The organism is Pseudomonas sp. Irchel 3F3 (genome assembly GCF_900187545.1).
GTDB lineage: Bacteria > Pseudomonadota > Gammaproteobacteria > Pseudomonadales > Pseudomonadaceae > Aquipseudomonas > Aquipseudomonas fortuita.
Map to the genome: position 1 here is coordinate 505,105 of NZ_FYDS01000002.1, position 19,682 is coordinate 524,786.

15 protein-coding genes are annotated in these 19,682 nt (G+C 60.9%); 5 read left to right on the plus strand and 10 right to left on the minus strand.

Annotated elements, in window-relative coordinates:
* Positions 1 to 21: 21 nt before the first annotated feature.
* The gene (locus CKW35_RS05765; protein ID WP_095115398.1) at positions 22 to 969 is read right to left on the minus strand and encodes a LysR family transcriptional regulator; all 948 of its coding nucleotides are present in this window, start codon (positions 967 to 969) and stop codon (positions 22 to 24) included.
* Positions 970 to 1,080: 111 nt separating this feature from the next.
* On the opposite strand from CKW35_RS05765, the gene araD1 reads away from it, so the two are divergent.
* The 3 genes from araD1 to CKW35_RS05780 all read left to right on the plus strand — a co-directional run bounded on the left by araD1 (position 1,081) and on the right by CKW35_RS05780 (position 5,050).
* Entirely contained in the window at positions 1,081 to 2,079 is a 999-nt protein-coding gene (gene araD1 / locus CKW35_RS05770) for an AraD1 family protein (RefSeq protein WP_016486872.1), read from the plus strand.
* Between the two features lie 64 nt (positions 2,080 to 2,143).
* Complete coding sequence (locus tag CKW35_RS05775) at positions 2,144 to 3,469, plus strand: MFS transporter (RefSeq protein WP_016486871.1); 1,326 nt, start codon at positions 2,144 to 2,146, stop codon at positions 3,467 to 3,469.
* 27 nt (positions 3,470 to 3,496) lie between these two features.
* Positions 3,497 to 5,050: a UxaA family hydrolase gene (locus tag CKW35_RS05780; protein ID WP_060517734.1), complete on the plus strand. Its 1,554-nt coding sequence runs from the start codon at positions 3,497 to 3,499 to the stop codon at positions 5,048 to 5,050.
* 941 nt (positions 5,051 to 5,991) lie between these two features.
* Here CKW35_RS05780 and CKW35_RS05795 read toward each other — a convergent pair.
* Entirely contained in the window at positions 5,992 to 6,411 is a 420-nt protein-coding gene (locus tag CKW35_RS05795) for a hypothetical protein (RefSeq protein WP_024717887.1), read from the minus strand.
* 181 nt (positions 6,412 to 6,592) lie between these two features.
* On the opposite strand from CKW35_RS05795, the gene CKW35_RS28335 reads away from it, so the two are divergent.
* Together CKW35_RS28335 and CKW35_RS05800 are read left to right on the plus strand one after the other, a co-directional pair.
* On the plus strand, positions 6,593 to 6,763 hold the full coding sequence (locus CKW35_RS28335; protein ID WP_016486868.1) for a hypothetical protein: 171 nt from the start codon (positions 6,593 to 6,595) through the stop codon (positions 6,761 to 6,763).
* A gap of 101 nt (positions 6,764 to 6,864) precedes the next feature.
* Complete coding sequence (locus CKW35_RS05800) at positions 6,865 to 8,436, plus strand: sensor domain-containing diguanylate cyclase (protein WP_023048116.1); 1,572 nt, start codon at positions 6,865 to 6,867, stop codon at positions 8,434 to 8,436.
* Positions 8,437 to 8,460: 24 nt separating this feature from the next.
* Here CKW35_RS05800 and CKW35_RS05805 read toward each other — a convergent pair whose 3' ends face one another.
* The 8 genes from CKW35_RS05805 to CKW35_RS05840 all read right to left on the minus strand — a co-directional run bounded on the left by CKW35_RS05805 (position 8,461) and on the right by CKW35_RS05840 (position 19,560).
* Positions 8,461 to 10,533 (minus strand): PAS domain-containing sensor histidine kinase, encoded by a 2,073-nt coding sequence (locus CKW35_RS05805; protein WP_023048115.1) that lies wholly within the window; start codon positions 10,531 to 10,533, stop codon positions 8,461 to 8,463.
* A 181-nt stretch (positions 10,534 to 10,714) separates the two neighbouring features.
* The gene (locus CKW35_RS05810) at positions 10,715 to 11,902 is read right to left on the minus strand and encodes an MFS transporter (RefSeq protein ID WP_095115400.1); all 1,188 of its coding nucleotides are present in this window, start codon (positions 11,900 to 11,902) and stop codon (positions 10,715 to 10,717) included.
* Positions 11,903 to 11,926: 24 nt separating this feature from the next.
* The gene (locus CKW35_RS05815) at positions 11,927 to 12,964 is read right to left on the minus strand and encodes a Rieske 2Fe-2S domain-containing protein (RefSeq protein WP_016486864.1); all 1,038 of its coding nucleotides are present in this window, start codon (positions 12,962 to 12,964) and stop codon (positions 11,927 to 11,929) included.
* Positions 12,965 to 13,086: 122 nt separating this feature from the next.
* Positions 13,087 to 13,920 carry an SDR family NAD(P)-dependent oxidoreductase gene (locus CKW35_RS05820; RefSeq protein ID WP_095115401.1) on the minus strand — a complete coding sequence of 278 codons (834 nt, stop codon included), beginning with the start codon at positions 13,918 to 13,920 and terminating at the stop codon, positions 13,087 to 13,089.
* 23 nt (positions 13,921 to 13,943) lie between these two features.
* The gene (locus tag CKW35_RS05825; protein ID WP_016486862.1) at positions 13,944 to 14,708 is read right to left on the minus strand and encodes an SDR family oxidoreductase; all 765 of its coding nucleotides are present in this window, start codon (positions 14,706 to 14,708) and stop codon (positions 13,944 to 13,946) included.
* A 132-nt stretch (positions 14,709 to 14,840) separates the two neighbouring features.
* Positions 14,841 to 16,091 (minus strand): helix-turn-helix transcriptional regulator, encoded by a 1,251-nt coding sequence (locus CKW35_RS05830; RefSeq protein ID WP_095115403.1) that lies wholly within the window; start codon positions 16,089 to 16,091, stop codon positions 14,841 to 14,843.
* A gap of 48 nt (positions 16,092 to 16,139) precedes the next feature.
* Positions 16,140 to 18,530: an RND family transporter gene (locus tag CKW35_RS05835; RefSeq protein WP_023049060.1), complete on the minus strand. Its 2,391-nt coding sequence runs from the start codon at positions 18,528 to 18,530 to the stop codon at positions 16,140 to 16,142.
* Positions 18,517 to 19,560, minus strand: a complete 1,044-nt coding sequence (locus CKW35_RS05840) for a YCF48-related protein (RefSeq protein ID WP_016486859.1) — start codon at positions 19,558 to 19,560, stop codon at positions 18,517 to 18,519. Before CKW35_RS05840 ends, CKW35_RS05835 begins: the two co-directional genes overlap by 14 nt.
* Between the last annotated feature and the right edge of the window lie 122 nt (positions 19,561 to 19,682).

Here is a 19,682-nt window from a genome sequence, read left to right on the forward strand (position 1 = left end):
TGTGTAGTGAAGCTCTGACTCTCATTGGGCCTCGCGGGCACTCGAAGGCGTTTGGTCCATCAAAATGTCTACGAGCACCTGCGCAGGCTTGCTCAGCTCGACACCAACCCGTGTAACCACCTCGTAGGGCTCGCTGCGCGACTTGAGTTGCAGCGGCAAACGCACCAGCATGCCGTGGTCCAGGGCCATCCTGGCGACATCCCACGGCATCACCGCGAGCAGATCGCGATCTTGCATAAGCATCGATAGCGTCGTGAAAGTCGATGAGGTTTCAATGGGGTACTGCGGAAAGCTCAAGCCGGCCTCGCGAAACTCACGCTCGAGGGTAAGCCGCATGGGCATGTTTACCGGGAACACCACCCAGCGCGAGTGCGCCAATTGCTCAAGCGTCAACGCTGCGCAGGCTGCCAGCGGATGCGCCGGGTTTGCCACCAGCACCAACTGCTCCTGATGTTTAACGCGGCCTTCATAGGCTGTAGGTCTCGGGCTGACGCTGGTTCGGCAAATCACCACATCCACACGGCCTTGGTCGAGCAGGTTGAGCAAGCGGTCACTGGTGTCCTCTACCACCGATACCGATAGGTCCGGTTGGTTCTCGCGCAAACGCGCCAGGCCTTCCACCATGATCGGCACCGCGCCCATGATGGTGCCCACCGACAAACGTCCCCCATGTCCTTGGAGAATGCCCAGCATCTCTTCACGCAGATGCGCAAGGTCATTGCCAATCAAGCGCGCATAACGCACCACACAGCGGCCCAGGTCATTGGCTTCGAGCCCTTTGCTGGTCCGCTCGAACAGTACTGCGCCAAGGGTAGACTCAATTTCATTAAGCGCCTTGGTGGCGCCAGGCTGGGTGATCGACATCGCCTCTGCGGCTTTGTGTATCGAGCCCAGTTCGTCAAGGCTGATCAAAAGGCGCAGTTGGCGTAAACGAAGGCGCGAAGCCATGGAGCTTAATGATGGCAGCATAGGGGATCACTAAAAGTTATCGGGCAGTCCGCAGCTCTCATTAGGCAGCAATGCCATGGAAATTTAAAGTGGCTGGCAAGTGCTTCCCCACAACAACAAACCGGAGCCAGCATGCGCCTGATCCAATTTGAAACTGCACCCGCCCAGCGCCATGTCGGCGTAGTGGAAGGCGACCTGATTCAGGTTGTACGCCACACCACGCATCTGCGAGAACTGGCCCTCGCTGCCATCCGCAACCAGCGCAGTCTCGCCGCTGAAGTGCTCGAACGCGGCCTGTACAGCACCGGCCAGCGCTACAGCGATGCCTTGAACGAATGCCGGGTCCTTCCACCGCTCGACCACGAAGACCCGGCACACTGCCTGATCAGCGGAACCGGGCTCACGCACCTGGGCAGTGCCTCCACCCGCGACAAGATGCACCAACAAAAAATCGATGACGGGGCGGCGCTCACCGACACCGCGCGCATGTTCCAGTGGGGCATTGAAGGTGGCCGTCCCCCCGCAGGTAGCGCCGGTGCGCAGCCAGAGTGGTTCTACAAGGGCGATGGCTCGATCGTCGTCCGCCCAGGGCAAGCCTTGCAGCCCCCCGCCTTTGCCGAGGATGCTGGTGAAGAACCGGAACTGGCTGGCCTGTATGTGATCGGTGATGATGGCCTGCCCTACCGGCTGGGCTTTGCCATCGGCAACGAGTTTTCCGACCACGTGATGGAGCGGCGCAGCTACCTGTACCTGGCACATTCCAAGCTGCGTAATTGCTCCTTCGGCCCCGAACTGCGTGTAGGCGAGTTGCCACGCCATCTGCAGGGCACCAGCCGGATACTGCGCGGTGACCAGGTGATCTGGGAAAAGGATTTTCTCAGCGGTGAGGACAACATGTGCCACTCGTTGGAGAATCTCGAGTACCACCATTTCAAGTACAGCCAGTTTTTGCGCCCCGGTGATGTGCACGTCCACTTCTTCGGTACTGCAACGCTGTCGTTTGCCGACCAGGTCAAGGCCGTTGAGGGCGATGTGTTCGAAATCAGCCTGGCGGAGTTCGGCGCCCCACTGCGAAACGGCATCAGCGAGACGCCTGCGGCCATCTCACCCGGCGCGGTGAAGGCGCTCTGACCCGACGGTGGCACAGGGCCGCGCCATCGCAGCATTTCATAACAATCACAAAAGTGAGATGAGCATGAACAACAGCCCCTACCCTCCGGCCCCCGCGCCGGCCCTGGCGACTGCCAACACCGACAGCGCCAAGCCAACCACCGTGCGCTGGCGCATCTTCCTGATCCTGCTGCTACTGGCAGCGATCAACTACATCGACCGCGCTTCGCTGTCCGTGGCACTGCCGTTGATTTCCGCCGAGTTTGAACTCACTCCAGCGCTCGAAGGCTTGATCCTGAGCGCGTTCTTCTGGTCATACGCCTTGATGCAGATTCCTGCCGGGGTGCTACTCGACCGCTTCCAGGTGCGCAATATCATTGGCGTCGCGACGATCGGCTGGGGTGCCTTCCAGGCCTTGGGCGGGTTTGCTCACAACTGGATCACCTTGCTGGTCACGCGCATTGGCCTTGGCGTGGCAGAGTCGCCGATCATGCCCGCCGGCGCAAAGCTCAATGGCGCCTGGCTGACGCCGAACGAGCGTGGCCGCGGTGCCACGCTGGTCGACGGCGGCGCGCCGTTGGGCACCGCATTCGGCGCAATTATCATCGCGGGTCTGATCACCTGGTTCGATTCTTGGCGCATCGCCTTTATCGTCGCTGGGGTCGGCACGGTGGCTGCCGGTATCTGGGCCTGGTGGTACATCCGCAACCACCCCAGCGAGCACCCGCAAGTCAACGCCGCTGAACTGGCTTACATCACCCAGGCCAACGACGCCGCGAGCAAGGCCAATGGCAACCGCAAGGCGGTGCTCAAGGCGTTGCTCAAGAGCCGTTCGGTACTGTGCATGTTTGCTGGCTATGCCTGCTACAACAGCGTGTTCTACGGGCTGCTGACCTGGATGCCCAGCTACCTGCACCAGGCCCACAACCTCGATATCAAGGCGATGGGCGGTGCGACTTTCCTGATCTTCATGTGTGGTTTCATTGGTGAACTGATTGGCGGCTGGATCTCCGACAAGTGGAAAGCAAAAGGCGGCCAGCCGAATACCGTCATGCGCAGCATGTTCGCCGGCTCTGCTGCGGTCGCCGCGCTGTGCATCCTGCTGGTGGCCTATACCCCGGACGCCGGCCTGGTCATCGCCCTGCTCTGCGTGGCGCTGTTCTTCATCCGCTGGTGCGGCATGTACTGGTGCCTGCCGGCGATCCTCGGTGGCAAGTCCAAAGCTGGCGTACTAGGCGGCAGCATGAACTTCTGCGGCAACATGGTGGGCGTACTGGTGCCGATCCTCATTGGCCTAATCGTGCAGTTCACCGGTTCCTATTTCCTGGCCCTGATCTTCTTCGTGGTCATGGCCTTCGGCCTGATGCTGTTCTCTGGCCTGATCGACTACCGCGAGCGCGGGCTGGCCTGAGCCACGCGCCCTATTGAGGTGAACACCATGCAACTCATTACAACAACAGGCAGTGCAAGCGCTGCCAACGCCGTGATTCGACTCAACCCACTGGACGATGTGCTGGTGGCACGCCAGCCGCTGACCGAAGGCCTGCTGCTGGAAGAGGGCATCGTTGTGCGCGAGCCGATCCCGGCGGGCCACAAGGTGGCTGCCCACGCACTGAGCGCGGGCCAGCCGCTGCGCCGCTATGGGCAGATCATCGGTTTCGCGAGCCAGGCGATCGCCGCAGGCGAACATGTGCACGTGCACAATCTGGCGATGGGCGAATTTGCCCGCGACTACGCCTTCGGCGTCGATGCCAAAGGCCAGCAGGCGCCCAACGACGATACCTTCATGGGTATCGTGCGCGCCGATGGCCGGGTAGCCACGCGCAACTACATCGGCATCCTCACCTCGGTGAACTGCTCGGCCACGGTGGCACGGGCGATCGCTGACCACTTTCGCCGCGATATCCACCCCGAGGCGTTGGCGCCCTACCCCAACGTCGATGGCGTGGTTGCCCTGACCCACGGCGTCGGTTGCGCGGTCGACCCCGGTGGCGAGGCGCTGGCAATGCTGCGCCGCACCCTCGGCGGCTATGCGGTACATGCCAACTTCGCCTCGGTACTTTTGATTGGCCTGGGCTGCGAGACCAACCAGATCCCCGACCTGCTGGCGGCCCAGGGCCTGCAAAGCAGCCACGCACTGCGCACGTTCACCATCCAGGGCACCGGCGGCACATCGAAGACCATTGCCAGCGGCATCGCCCAGGTCAAGTCGCTGCTGGCCGAAGCCAACCAGGTCGAACGCCAGCCGGTGAGCGTCCGCCACCTCACGGTCGGCCTGCAGTGCGGGGGCTCGGACGGCTATTCGGGGATCACCGCCAACCCGGCGCTGGGCAATGCGGTCGACCGCCTGGTGGCAGCCGGCGGCACTGCAATTCTCTCGGAAACCCCGGAAATCTATGGCGCCGAACACCTGTTGACGCGCCGCGCGGTCAGCCAGCAGGTGGGCGAGAAGCTGATCGCCCGCATCCAGTGGTGGGAAACCTACTGCCAGCGGATGGGCGCCGAGCTGAACAACAACCCCTCGGCGGGCAACAAGGCCGGCGGCCTCACCACCATCCTCGAAAAGTCCCTGGGTGCCGTGGCCAAGGCCGGTTCCAGTGACCTGATGGATGTTTACGAGTACGCCGAACCGGTGCGCGCCCACGGCCTGGTGTTCATGGACACACCCGGCTACGACCCGATCTCCGCCACGGGCCAGGTCGCCGGTGGCGCCAACCTGATCGCCTTTACCACTGGCCGCGGCTCGGCCTACGGCTGCGCGCCCTCGCCGTCGATCAAGCTGGCGACCAACACCCGCCTTTGGGAAACCCAGGAAGAGGACATGGACGTCAACTGCGGCGGCATTGCCGACGGCAGCATGACCATCGAAGAGCGTGGCGAACACATCTACCGGATGATGCTGAGCATCGCCTCGGGCGAGCGCAGCAAGAGCGAACAGCATGGCTACGGCCAGAACGAGTTCGTGCCGTGGCAGATCGGCGCCATCACCTGATCCCCCAGCCTTCATCAATGGCGCCAGCATGAAAACGCCAATCCGCTGGGTATCAGCCGTTTGCTTGACGCTGAGATGCAGCGTTCAAGCCTGCCGGCCCCAGTGACAGTACCCCCGCGAGACGTTCATCGCCTTTACGGGGTACTCCTTTCCCCGGAGCGGACCTCAAGCTGTTGAGCACGTTCGGCCAGCCCGCTACTCGCCCCCCCCAACACGGTGCTATCCACGGTTCAATCACTCGCTCGAATACTGTCGGAAAAATACGCTTTTCCAAGGCTTCCGCGCTCGGTCCGGTTAAGGCTCTGTTTTGTCTACTTGTAGATTTTCGCTCGAACTCTAGAGCAAAAAACAACAGCTGACAGTTACGTATCTGGGCAGCGGGCATTAATGTCAGATATACCTCCACCTAGGCTCTGTTGTTCCTGCAACCAATCCCGCTCCCACCTGTAAACCACAAGCCTCAGTTTCACGCGCTAGCTGTGGGAACGGCGATCGTCCTTTCCAAAGGGACTGCGCAATGCAAACAACCCCGTCAAACAAAACCCTCGAAGTACGTACCAACCCGCAACCCAGAAGCTGTCCCTTCTGAAGAGTTTGCTTCAACCGTGTACTCTCCAGTGGGATACCCGAAGCGCCACCTGACTTATGGACGAAGGTGACTCTAAGGCGGGCATCCCTTCCCGCCTCCATGAAAGCCTTTGCAGGTATCTGTTTTTCTTATTGCATGAATGGAGCCCCCGAGCCGTTCGCCGAGCGGAAGGCTCTGCCAAGCAAAAAGCTGCGCTCCCTTTAGCTACCGTGCGTCCTCACAGAAGCCGTGAATGGCTTGGCACGCCGCACGCAGCGACTCGTCATCCAGCGCATAAGCAATGCGCAGGTAGCCAGAAAGACCAAATGCGCTGCCCTGAACGACAGCCGCAGAGGCTGAGGCTTCCTGCCCCTTAGAGGCAATAGAACTCGCTAACCTCTGCAACCACCTCCCCCTTGGCATCATACAAGCGCGCCTCAGGTGTCAGCGCCATCGACCTTCCTTCCAGCACATAGCGCTGGCCTGCCTGAAAGTTCGCGTAAGGGACTGTCAGGTAACATTCGCGTACAGTCGTGCCGCCCATCAGGCTCAGCCCGCCGCCACCGCCCACTTCATAGTCAAACCTGACGATCAACTCATGGCGCCCGGGGCTCACTTGAAAGAAGCGGCCGTCGCGCAACCGTTGCTTATCCAGCCGTTCGGCCATCAGTAACCTGTCATTGGGAAATGGCACCGAGAAATCAACCCAGGCCATCTGCGGATTGGCGCTTGGCAGCGGCGACTGGCAACCTGTAACTGCCGTGATTGCCAATAAAAGCATCATTGTGCGCATGATCGGTGCACCTGGGGCTGGGGCTTTCAGGATACCGCTAACCAGCACTCCATATCCTGCCAAATAGGTCCGTTCTGCCATTTCACAGGTAAACACGGCCGCAGGCGCGCAAGTGGGCTGCACAATTTCGGCTGCGCCGGTATGGTCAGGGTTCTGATATCGAACTGCATCGGAGGCAGTCATGACAACCCTCTTCCGCATCAGCGTGCTGGTATTGGTCGCAGGCATGTTGCTGGGCGATATCCTGCTTGCCAGTGTCGGCCTGGCAGGCGTGTGCGGGGTTGCCGTGTACAGCAACATCCAGCAGGACAAGCAGCCGGCTTGCCCTGCTGATTCGGAGTTTCTGGCCTGATGGCTCACGCCAGAGCAGCGGCTCTCCGACGCCCACCTGCGCGGTAATACCCGTCTACGCTTGTGCCGAACTTTTCAGCTATTGAGGGATGAGGTTTACTCATGGGCAAGGTGCTGTCATCGCGTATCGGCCTGCGTGGCCTGGTTCTTGGCTTTGTCCTGCTCGCCGTGCTGAGTACCCTGTGCAACAGCCTGATCACGGCCTACAGTGTACAACGCGATGCGCTGGTGCATTCGGCATTGGAGGCCAACCGTGCCTATGCCTTCAAGGTCGCCTCGAGCATCGATCAGTTTCTGTACTCGGTCAATGAGCGCCTGAAGTACAGCACACAACGCCTGGGCAGCGACTTTGCCAATCGAGCGTTGCTCGAGGAAGAAGCGCACCGCCTGCAGGCCCAGGATTCAGAGTTGAACACCGTGCTGATCACCGACCCTGCGGGCCGGGTGCTGCAGGCTTACCCGCCTGCGGTGCCGATCGGTTCGACGGTCAGCTCCGACGAACTGCACGAAGCGCTCAACGTGCGTCGCCCCATGGTCAGCCAGGCGTTTACCTCAACCAACGGCAAGCTGATCGTCTTCGTCTCCCAGCCTGTCTTCAGCCCCACAGGCGAGTATCTCGGTCTGGTCGGCGGCTCCGTGGTCTTGCAACAGCGTGGCGTGATGCATTCTTTGATTGGTGAACATCACCTTGATGGCGCGTTTGCCTTTGTCGCCGATGGCAACCGCCGGTTGCTGTACCACCCCGATCAGCAACGAATCGGTGAAGTGCTCGGCTGGAGCGAAACGGTGGACAAGGCCTTGGTCGGTGACAGCGGCACGCTGGAGACGGTCAACTATCATAAGGTGCCGATGCTCGCCGGGTTCGCTCACGTGCAGGGCTCCAACTGGGCCGTGGTTGTCCAGCAACCCCGGGAACAGGCACTGGCGCCACTGGGCAAGCTGATGCGCGACATGCTGATCAGGATCATCCCGGCTGGGGTGATCGGTCTGGTCCTGATACTGCTCGGCGTGATGCTGATCACTCGCCCATTGCGCGCGCTGGCCGGCCATGCCACCGACCTTTCGACCCCGAATGCAACGGCTGAACTATCAGCCATCAACGCCTGGTATGCCGAGGCCGCGGCGATCCGCCAGGCGCTGGTATTACAGTCGCAACAGCTGCAACAGAAAATCGGCAGCTTGAACGCCGCGGCCGACACCGACCCGCTCACCGGCCTGGCCAACAGGCGCGCGATGAACGCGGCCCTTCAGGGGCTGGACGCAAGCCAACAGGTGTATTCGGCACTGGCGTTGGACGTCGACCATTTCAAGCGGGTGAACGACAACTTTGGTCACGATGTCGGTGACCTGGCCTTGCAGAGGGTGGCCCAAGTAATCCGCGACTGTACCCGGGCCGGGGACCTGCCGTGCCGTGCCGGTGGCGAAGAGTTCTGCCTGCTACTGCCGAACACCGCGCTGAACACGGCCTGCGAGGTCGCCGAGCGGATCCGCACCACGCTCAGCGCTGCCGCTGTGTCGGAGATCGGCACGTTGACCATTTCCATCGGTGTGGCCAGTCGCAGTGCACACACCCCCAACGCTACGGCCATCCTCAAGCGTGCCGACGAACGCCTGTACCTGGCCAAGCAGAATGGACGTAATCAGGTCGTGGCTGAAGATCGCCTGACGCTCTGATGCGTCATTGAAATACGGCACTTGTCAGCAGCAGTTCTTGAGTAAAGCATTTACGGTCAACGTCAGCGTTTCGAGTGTGAAGGGTTTTGTCAGCACAGCCGTGTTGGGCTCGAGCTGGGCATTGTCCAGTATCTTTGGCTGCGCATACCCGGTCATGAACAGGACTGGCAGGCCAGGCCTGATGCTGCGGCCAGTATTGGCCATCTGCCTGCCGTCAGTGCCTCCTGGCAGGCCGATGTCTGTGACAAGCAGATCGATGCGGGTATCCGAGCGGAGCAACTGCAGGCCAGCCAGACTATCCGTGGCCTCAATGACAATGTATCCGCAGCTACCCAGCGACTCGCTCACAAACATGCGCACGGAGGGTTCATCGTCGACGACCAGGACCGTTTCGCCTGAGGAGGTCAGCTCTGATTCAGGCAATGGCTCGGTACGACCTGCCGCATCCACCTCAACCTTGAGGCTGGGTAGCTGCAGATACACGCGGGCGCCTCGGCCCACTTGGGATTCGATCCGAACCTGCCCGCCTGACTGTTTGGCGAAACCATAGATCATGGACAGGCCGAGCCCTGTACCCGCCCCTACAGGTTTGGTGGTAAAGAATGGCTCGAATGCACGCGCTAGCGTCTCAGTGCTCATCCCTACCCCGTCATCGGCTACACAGACGGTGAAGTACGTGCCGGGTGCCAGTTCAGGATCGAGCGCGTCCCCTTGTACCAGCTCCTCGTTGTACGTCTTGATGGAGATCGATCCTCCACCTTCCAATGCGTCGCGAGCGTTGATGCATAAATTCAGCAGTGCGTTCTCGACCTGAGCCGGATCGACCAGACAGGTGCTTGATTTTGCCTGGAGCTCGACCTTGAGTTGGATCGCTGGCCCGACCGTCCTGCGTATCAGCTCCTCCATGTCGCTGATCAGGGTGTTGACATCGGTATGCACAGGCATCAGCGTCTGGCGGCGTGAAAAGGCCAAGAGCCGGTGGGTCAGGGACGCGGCCCTTTGTGCCGCACCATGTGCCACTGTCAGGTAACGTTCTACGTCAGCAATACGGCCCTGCTTCAAGCGAAGCTTGATCAAATCAAGGCTTCCCGTGATGCCCGCAAGCAGGTTATTGAAGTCGTGAGCGATACCCCCGGTCAGTTGGCCGACCGCCTCCATTTTCTGCGATTGACGTAGCGCTGCGTGCGCCGCCTCTCGCTCGGCCACGGCTTGTTCAATCTTCGCTTCCAGCGTGCGGTTAAGCTCCAGCAACTCCGACTCGGCATTTTTGCGCGCGGTGACATCGATGGACGAGCCAATCAGCCCCATGACCTCGCCTGCTTCGTCGCACAGTGGCGCTTTGACAGAAAGCCAGTAAGTAGCCGTGCCGTCCGGCATGTCGACGCGCTCTTCGATCTGAACGGCTTTCCCGCCATGCATGACGAGCCGATCGGTTTCCATTATCTGCCGTGCTTGAGCTTTGTCTTCCAGAAACTCCAGGTCGGTTTTGCCCAGGTAAAGCTCTGGTGGTTTGCCAACCAGTTGGGTGACACCATCATTCGCAACGATTAGCCGCCCCTCGCGATCTTTTGCGTAGACAACACCGGGAACGGCCGCCGTGAATGTCCGAAGCAAGGCTGACATCCTGTCACGCTCAGCCTCGGCTGAACGGCGTGACTCAACGTCCATGAGAATGCCGGGGAACCGCACAGCCTGACCTTCCTCGTCAAGCTCGGCTCTTCCATTGGCCTCGATCCAGCGGTAGCTGCCATCATGCTGCCTGACACGGTATTCACACCGGAAGCCCCCCCCGCGGCCCATCGCCTCCTGGATATCGGCAGAGACACGATCTCGATCGTCCGGGTGAATCGAGGCGAAAGCTTCCTCGATTGGAATACCCGCCATGCATTTATCTGCAGGCAGTCCGAAAGATCGCGAGAATCGCTCATCCGCAGTCACCTGGTTGGGCCGAATATCCCACACCCACGTTCCAATGATGGCGCCAGCATCAAGCGCCAACTGTAGACGCTCCAACGCGGTCGTTGGAAAAGCAGACTCCTGATTGGTTAATGCGGGAGCATCCAGGTCTCCTGAAGAGCCGGCGGCTTCGCGATCCATAATTGCCTCTTTTCTAATGCACTGAACGACAGGCCAATGGATGCGATTCTAGAGCGTGATGCCTGGCAATAGCGAGCAAAGTCCTTCGCCGGATCTGTTTTCATTTTAGGAGCTCCCGAAACGCCGTGCCTCGCGAACCGGCAGGCATCGGCCAGCGTCATGGGTTTATAGCGGTCCGCCATCAAGCCTGCACACCAACCGCGCAGCCAGTGCCCACGTTTTGCAAGCGTTGCGCCAGCAGCCAGGTAAAGGCCAGCACCGGGATCAGCGCACAGCCTGCCGCCAGCCATAACAGTACGCCGAAGCCCTCACTGACCAGTTGCCCGGCCAGGGCCGGACCTGCCATGGAGCTCAGCGCAAAGGCGCCTGGAATCAGCATGATCGAACGACCGCTGCGGTCCAGGCGTGCAATCGCTGCGGTCTGATAGACACAACCCCAGGTAAAGCCCACTTCCCAGATCCAGGCGCCGGCGGCATACATCAAAAAGCCTTCGGCATTGCCCAGTAACAGCAGCCCGGTACCCAGCACCGCGAGAACGATCAGATGGGGGACGCGTACGCCCAGGCGGTCACCCACCACGGCCAAGGCAAGCGCCGCTGCGCCGCCCAGCAGTTTCAGCACGACGAAGACGATACCCAGTTCCGCTGGCTGCAGCGCCAGGCCATGGCCCAAGCGTTCGAGAAACGCCCATAGGCCTATCTGCCCGGCGCCGAAAAGGAAGAAAAACGCCAACGCAGCATAAGCCGCCGGCGGGAACCTGAAGCGTGCCAGCAACGAATCGGCTTGCCCCTGCTGCGCTTCGTGAATGAATTCCTGACGCCTGGGCAACGCCAGCGCGCTTAGGCTCAACAGCAGAATGATCGCAGCCAGCATCAAGGCCGCGCCGGTGTAATGGAAATACGCAATTACCAGCGACGGCAAGGCAAACAGCACTGCGGCTACCACGCCCAGTTCAATACCCAGGCGCATGCCCAGGGCGCGTTCCTTGTTGGCCATTTCACCCATGATGCGCATACCCAGGCAAGTCATCAGCGCAGCAAAAAAGCCGATCACCGCCCACAGCCACGACTGGACCGCAGGCGGCAGCCAGGACGACATACCATATGCCGCCGCAGCGCCAAACGCACACCCCAGGGTCAACCAGCGCCAGTTCATGCGATCGATCAGCACCACTGCCAACAGCGTGCCGAGCAGGTAGCCGGCAAAACACACCGAGCCCAGCAGGCCGATCTGTTCGACAGTAAAGCCCAGGCTATCGACCATCGACCCGAGCAGGATAGGCAAGGTATTGAATGGCAAGCCGCCAATCGTCGAAGCGAAGCTGGCGGCCAGCATGATCGCCAGTGTATTTCGGCCACTCATGTTCATTGCTCTCTCCTGCTCGGGCGGCTTTCAGCGCTGGCCGACGGTAATGATTTCGCGCCGCTCGGCCATGGTGGCCGGCACGCTGGTTTCGTCCATGAAAAACTGCTCGTACCATTCACGCAGTTGATAGACCGGGCCATCGCCTTCGGCCAGGACCGGGTTGTTCACCCGAATCTTGTGCGCCCAGATATCCACGTCCTGGTAGAAGGATTCGCGGTTGCGCATCACATAGTCCTTGGCCATTTCCCGATTTTGTTCTTCGCTCCACCCCGGCACTTTCTTCACCATGCAGCCAAAACGCAGCTCAAAACTGTTGGCGGTGATCGGCACATGGCAGTTGAGCAGGATCGAGTGGATCTCCATGCCCTCAAAAACTGCCCGCATCCGGGTAAAGTGCGTGGCTGGTCCGTAGTACGCCGACTCGGCCACCAGATCACCGCCCAGGCGCTCGGAGTCACCATGGAAAATCTGCTGGGCAATGTGGCCTTCGAAGACGTTGGCGAAATACTTGGTTGGCGTGCCATGAACCGGACCGAAGTGCTGGGCATCTGCCAGGTTATCGACCAGTTCGCGTGGGTTGGTCTCGATAATCAGCTTGTCCATGTGCCAGTCGTGCAGCCATTCGTCACTGTCCTGTTCCGGCAGATGAGGAATCACAACACCGTCTGCCGGCGCCTTGCCTTCCGGGTTGTTCCAGACAAACAGAAGGTTGTTTTCTTCACACGTCAGCCAGCTGTGGGTCTTGGCTTTCGGCGGGATACGTTTGCAGTACGGGATCTCCACGCACTTGCCGCTGGCATCGTACTGCCAGTGATGAAAGGGGCATACCACCCGGTCATTTTCCAGGGTGCCGCGCGAGAGGTCAGCGCCCATATGCGGGCAATGGGCATCAATGACGCTGATCTGGCCGCTGGAAGTCGCAAATGCCAGCAAGCGCGTGCCGAAGATATTCAGGGTGTGCAGCTGGCCATCACGGTAGTCGGCCGCTTCACCCAGGCAGTGCCAGCCTCGGCCGAAGCGCGGGGCCAGAGCAGTTTCGACATTGATTGCTGCGAGCTTGGTCATTGTTATTGTTCCTCGTGTGAAAATCCCCGGTAACTTGCCCGGTCAATCTTCACCGAGCAGCCGCCGGTGCTCATCCTCCGCATGGACTAGATGAGCACCACGAGTACTTCTTCAGCCAGTGTTCATCGCCAGTTGGCGACGATGCCGAGCTCCAGCGCAAACGCCTGCGCGGCGATGGTGCGCCGTTGAAAGCGCGCGGCCTGATCGTGGGTGGCCAGCCACACCATCACCTCTGCCGGCACCTGGGGAGGCGCAGTGCCGATGCGCATGGCCAGCACGCCGTTCTCACCGATCGTGGCCTTCAGCGCGTCAGTGGTGACCACCCCCGGATTGAGCGTGAAGGCGCGAATCCCCTGCTCGCCCAGTTCGGCTGCAAGCACCCCCGAGACCCTGGAGACCGCAGCCTTGCCGGCACCGTACGCATAGCCCCAGCCACCGTCGACGGCGGCCACAGGCGGGTCGCCTTCACCGGCACCGGAGGTGACGTTGATCACCACCCCGGCGCCCCGTTCGAGCATGCCGGGCAACACGGTCTGGGTCAGCAACAGCGGCGCCAGCACATAACCCTGGAATACCCGCTGCATGGTCTGCGGCTGCAGCGACATGAATGCGCTGTTGAGGTCGTGACCCTGGTAGATGGCGTTGTTTATCAGCACATCGATGCGCCCGAGCGCCGCCAGTACTGCCTGCCCGGCGGCCAGTACCGAGGCGCTGTCGAGCAGATCCATAGGCACCACCAACGCCTTGCGCCCCAAGGCGCGGATCGCGGCTGCCGTACTGTTGAGGCTGCCCGCCAGGGGCACGCCCTGGGCATCGCACAGCCGATGCACTGTGCTTTCGCCCTCCTCAACAGTGCGGGCACTGATCGCCACATCGAACCCGGCCCGGGCAAAGGCCAATGCCGTCTCGCGCCCGATACCGCGGCTTGCCCCGGTAATGAATGCCACTTTGGTCATTGTTGTTCTCACGTGTACATAGGCTAGAAACGTGCCGGACGAACCATGGCATCCATACCGCCATCTACAAACATCACAGTGCCGTGGACAAAACTGGCTTGAGTCGACTGCAAGAATGCCACGACCTGGGCGATCTCCTCAGGGTTGCCGGCGCGCCCCAGCGGTGCGACAAACTCACGGACCGCCTTGGCAAAGCGTGGATCGTTCAGAGACGCCTGGTGCAACGGTGTCTCGACTGCCCCAGGCGCCACCACATTCAGGCGTATGCCTTGTTTTGCCCAGGCAACCGCCTTGCTACGGGCATTGCAGGTCACGGCGTATTTGGAACTGGCATAGGCCACATGGGACTGCCCCAACGTATTGGCGTGTTCCAGCGCCAGCGCTTCGTTGCCGGCCAGCATGGCCGCAATCATCGGCTGCTGATCCGGGTTCACATGGGTGGCGGCAATCGATCCGATCACTACAGCGGCTGGCCTTTCGCCTTTGGCCAGTGCATCGGCCAGGCCGTCAAGCAGCTCACAGACACCAAAGTAGTTGACCGACACGATAGTACTGGATTCCGCGCTGGAGCCGACCCCGGCGCAGCACACCAGGCCGTCGAGCACCCCGTCGCAGTGCTCGAGCACCTCACTGATGGCGGCCTGGCGCCCGCTTGCGCTGGACAGGTCGGCAATCACCTCGGCATTTGCCCGGTCGATGCCGATGGTGCGGTGCCCGGCGGCGCGTAGCGCCTGGCAGACTGCCGCACCGATACCGGATGCAGAACCGCTGACCGCTGTAACTGGCATAACGTTGCTCCTTGTTGAATGGTGGTGCTGGCTAGTATTGGTGCCGCGCAAACCCCACAACATCGTCCGCACGGACTAAAACGCCCCGGCCTTGCAAACAGGACCGGGGCGTTCGGGTAAGCGGGGCGAAGGTCAGGCGCTATTGCGCGCCGGGGTGGCCAGCTTCAACACCGGTTTTTCCGGCTTGTCGTTTGGCAGTGCTGCCAGTTTGGGCTTTCCCAAGGCAACCACACTGTTGAGAATGATGCGCACCAACTCCGTCTGGCGGCGCACACCCGTCTTTGAAAAGATCGAGCGCAAATGCGCCCGTGCGGTGTTGCGGCGCACATTCAATACTTCGGCGGCCTCTTCAAGCGACAGGCCGTTAGCCAGCTCCATGGCCAGTGCGGTTTCGGCCCGGGTCAGGTTGAACAGTTGCTTGGTTACCGTTTCGCTAGCCATAGAGCGGCCAACCGCGTCGCGGATGTATACCACCACCGCAGGTTTGCTCTTACCCTCGGCCCAGTCCTGGGTCGGAATGGCCTCGATCACTACCCCCAGGTTGACCTGGCCCGATGGCCTGGCCACCGACATCGCTTCGGCCGCAGTGCTGACCTTTTCGCTATTGACGTCACGCGCGAAGGCATTGCGTACCAGGCGCTGCAGTTCGCGGTTGTCGCTGGGATAGGTGGCTTCAAGGCGCCCACCCACCAGTTTCAGGCCGTCCGCCTGTTCCAGCAGTTCGCTGGCCACCGGGTTGAGGCGCAGCACGCTGCCACTCTGGTCAAGCACGATGGTGGCCACTGACAGGCGGCTGATGGCCTGGGCATACAGCTCGCTGATCGACTCGCTGCGATCGAGCAGGTTGTGCAGGTGCATCGCACGGCGCAAATGCGGCAGGATCATTTCACACAGGGTGCGCTCGGAGGCGGTGAATTTCGGCGCGGCTTTGGGCCGGGTAATGCGAAACCGCAGCTTGCCGCCATCGGGAGTTGAAACGTCGGCACCCATGATGTGGTAGGTGTCGTGCACGGTACCGTAGGTCTTGTAGTAGACCGAATTGGCCCACTCGGCTTCGGTCATCAGGTCTTCGACGGTGAACACCTGGTCCATCGGCGGGTTGCTGAAGGGGGTAACAGCTTGTGGGTAGGCCCAGTAACTCACCTCCCCCTCGCCTTCGATGTCACCGACGACAATCATCAGGCCCAGGTCAGGTTGCTCTGGCACTCGCAAGATCAAGGTGACGTAATTGGCCTGATACAGGCTGCGTACGTGGCGCAAGGTCTTGGCCATCAACTTGTGGTTCAGCGAGCCGTCATAGAACTCGCCGATGAGCGTGTCATATTCAGCCAGCTCCATACCCATTTCTGCCAGCGCTCCAAACCCCACGGTGGAATTTCCCATCGCCCGTCTCCTCGCGGGGCACAGCCCAGGCCGTGCCCGCTTTTATTGTTATGATTCAAACACGTGCGCGCGCGCTGCACGGTTCGCTTTGACCGCAACCAGGGGTTTGCCGAGGTTGAACCAGGCGGCCAAGGCCGGCAGCAGGAAAATTGCCCCAAGTACATTGACCAGAAACATGAACGATAGCAAGACCCCCATATCGGCCTGAAATTTCAGCGGTGCAAAGGCCCAGGTGCACACCCCGATCGCCATGGTCAGGGCAGTGAAAACGGCCGCTGTTCCGCGTTGGCACATGGCCTGGTAGAACGCGTGGCGCAGGTTGGCGCCCTCGGCCATTTCGTGCTGGATCCGCTCATACAGGTAAATGCCGTAGTCAACCCCGACGCCGACCCCAAGCGCCATCACCGGCAGGGTCGCCACCTTCAACCCGATGCCAAGCATGGCCATCAGTGCATTGCACAGTACCGCCACGATGGCCAGCGGCACCAGGATGCACAACACCGCGCGCAACGATTTGAAGGTCAACCAGCAGAACAACAGCACCGAGCCAAACAACGCCACCAGCATCAGCACTTCGGCGCGCTTGACCGCATCATTGGACGCCGCCATTACCCCCACATTGCCACCGCCGAGAAAGAACCTGATTTCCGGCACCTGGACCTGGGCAATGATCCGCTTGGCCTCCTGGACCACATGCGAGACCGTGGCGCCATCGTGATCGGTGAGAAACACCAGAATCTGCATCTGCTGGCAGCCATCGGTCACCAGGCCGTCCTCGGGCATGTAGGCACGGGCACCTTGACTCAAGCCCCGGGCCGACCCAGGAATGGCCGCCCAACGTGGGTTGCCTTCGTTGTTGCCGGCAATCACCGTCTTGCCAAAGCCGGCCACCGACTGCACCGACTGCACGCCGGTGACGCTGCGCATCTGGAAGTCGAAGGCTTCCACCGCACGCATCACCGACGGTGACAGGCACGCCTCTTCCAGCCCCTGAGCCCGGACAAACACCGCCAGCACATCCAGGCCGATGGAGTAGCTGCTGACAATTTTCGTGTTGTCCTGGTTGTAACGTGACTCGGCGCGCAACTCTGGCGCGCCAGCACCGATGTCACCGACTTCCAGCTGCCGGGCCTTGAGCACCGCCACGCTCAGCAACATCAGGCTGAGCGCCAGCACCGCCAGGGCCGGGCGCGGTTCGGCCAGCGCCGACAAGCGCCACCACAGCGGGTGCCTTCCCTGCTGCTGGACGCACTCCTTGCTCAGCACACTACGCTCCAGGCGCAGGTAGGAAATAATGATCGGCAACATCAGCTTGTTGGTGATGATCATCAGCATCACGCCGATACAGGCCGTGACCCCCAGTTCATGCACGATAGGGATGTCGATCAGCATGATCACGCCAAAGCCCAAGGCATTCATCAGCAACGCCAGGGAGCCAGGAATGAAGATCTTGCAAAAGGCCAGTTGCGCCGCCTGCAGCGAATCCTTGCCGGCCAGCACTTCCTGTTTCCAGGCATTGGTCATCTGCACGGCGTGCGAAACGCCAATGGAAAAAATCAGGAACGGCACCAGTATCGACATCGGGTCGATACCCAGGCCCATCAGCGGTAACAAGCCCAAAAGCCACACCACCGGCAGCAAAGCCACCAACAGCGCCACTACGGTCAGGCGCAACGAGCGTGAATAGAGCCACAGCAGCAGGCCGGTGATCAGGAAGGCGACGACAAAAAAGCCGATCACGGTCATCAGCCCTTCGACAACATCACCCACCAGCTTGGCGAAACCGACAATGTTGATCTCGATCTGATCGCTGCTGTACTTGTCGCGAATGTCCTCCAGACGCTTGGCGACTTCAACATAACTGACCGATTTGCCTGTTTGTGGGTCAACGTCCTGTAAATCGGCACGGACCATCGCCGACTTAAGGTCATTGGCCACCAGCCGCCCGACCTGCCCGGAGCGCGCGGCGTTGCTGCGCACCTGAGCCAGGTCTTCGGCGCTCGCGGTGAAGCGTGGCGGTACCACCACATCACCAAAAAAGCCTTCTTCGGTGATTTCGATGTAACGCACGTTGGCGGTGAACAGCGAGGTTACGCTGGCGCGGCTGACGCCGTTGATGAAGAACACATCGTCAGTCACCTTGCGCAGCGTGTCGAGAAACTCGGGGTTGTAGATGTCGCCTTCGCCCTTCCATCTAACGCTCACCAGAAAGCGGTTAGCGCCGGTGAAGTACTGGCTGAATTCGAGGAAGTTGAGCATGTACTCATGCCGCACCGGGATCTGCTTGTTGAAGCCGGGGTCGAGCTGGGTGTGGGTAGCGCTGTAGCCCAGCCCCAGGGTCAGCAAAAGGAATACCGTCAACAGCAGTTTGCGTCGTGCCAACAGCAGGTCGGCGCAACGCTCGACCAAGCGCCCGGACCGCGCTTTAGCGTACTTCATGACTTTGCTCTCCTTTGCCCAGTGAGGCAACGCTGTTACCGTTCCCTTGGAAAACGCCCCGTTCACCGGCTACCAGCAACTGATCGGTGCCCACCACGATGGCTGAGGTCAAGGTGCCCAACCCCGGTTGCCGGGTGGTGCCGATCAAGCGGCCTTGTGCGTCCAGGCGCACCATCGAGCTGCCGCCGCCGACAATCAGTACGCCGCTGTGGTCTGGCAGCACAACATGGCCATAAAGCGGCTGGGTATTGCCGACCTTGATCGCCTGCCACTGCTCACCGAAGTTGTCGGTCACAAACACATGGCCGCGCATGCCGTAGGTCACCCAACGCTGGGCGCTCAGGCGAACCACGCCAAACAGTGAGCCGTTATAGAATGCCGGCAACTGTTGCCAATGCTGCCCGTTATCGGCGCTGCGCATGACCAGGCCCTGTTCGCCGACCAACATGCGTCGGCCATCGCTACCGCCATCCAGCGCATTGAGATGGGCACGGTCGACCTCCAGCGCCACCGCGCGCCAGCTGCGTCCGGCATTCTCAGACTGGTAGAACTTGCCGTAGCTGCCGAATACCACGACCTGCTCGCCACCGGCCGCCCATGCACCGAGCAACGGCTCGCCTGCTGCGGCATCAAATTGGACCTCTTGCCAGCTGCTGCCAGCGTCATTGGAGCGCAGAATCAGGCTGTCCTGGCCAACGGCTACCAATTGCTCGGGGTTCAACGCGGTCAAAGCCGTCAGGGAAATCTGGCGTTGCGGCTCGACCGTGGCTTGCTGCCAGGTGCGGCCGCGGTCATCGCTGATCAGGATGGTTCCGCGCTCACCCACCGCCACCTGACGGCTGCCCAGATTGAGCAGGCCGTTTATCTGCATGCGCTCGGTATTCAGCGTTGTCTGGGCGATGTTCAGCGCGCCGCGTGGGGTAAATGCCAGCGCAACGATTGCGGCGACCGTAATGCACACGAAATAGGCAATAAGCTTGGCGCATGGGCGACTGCGTGCAGCGACATCCAGGCGCTCGACAATAGACATACGGTCCACCCTCTTGTTCTTGTAGTCGTGAATCACCGCGCCACCCAGGCGCGGTGTCTGAGGTGTGTAGATAGTCCGTCTGCTCGACCTGCGGGACATCGTCCAAATGGCCTAACCCGGTG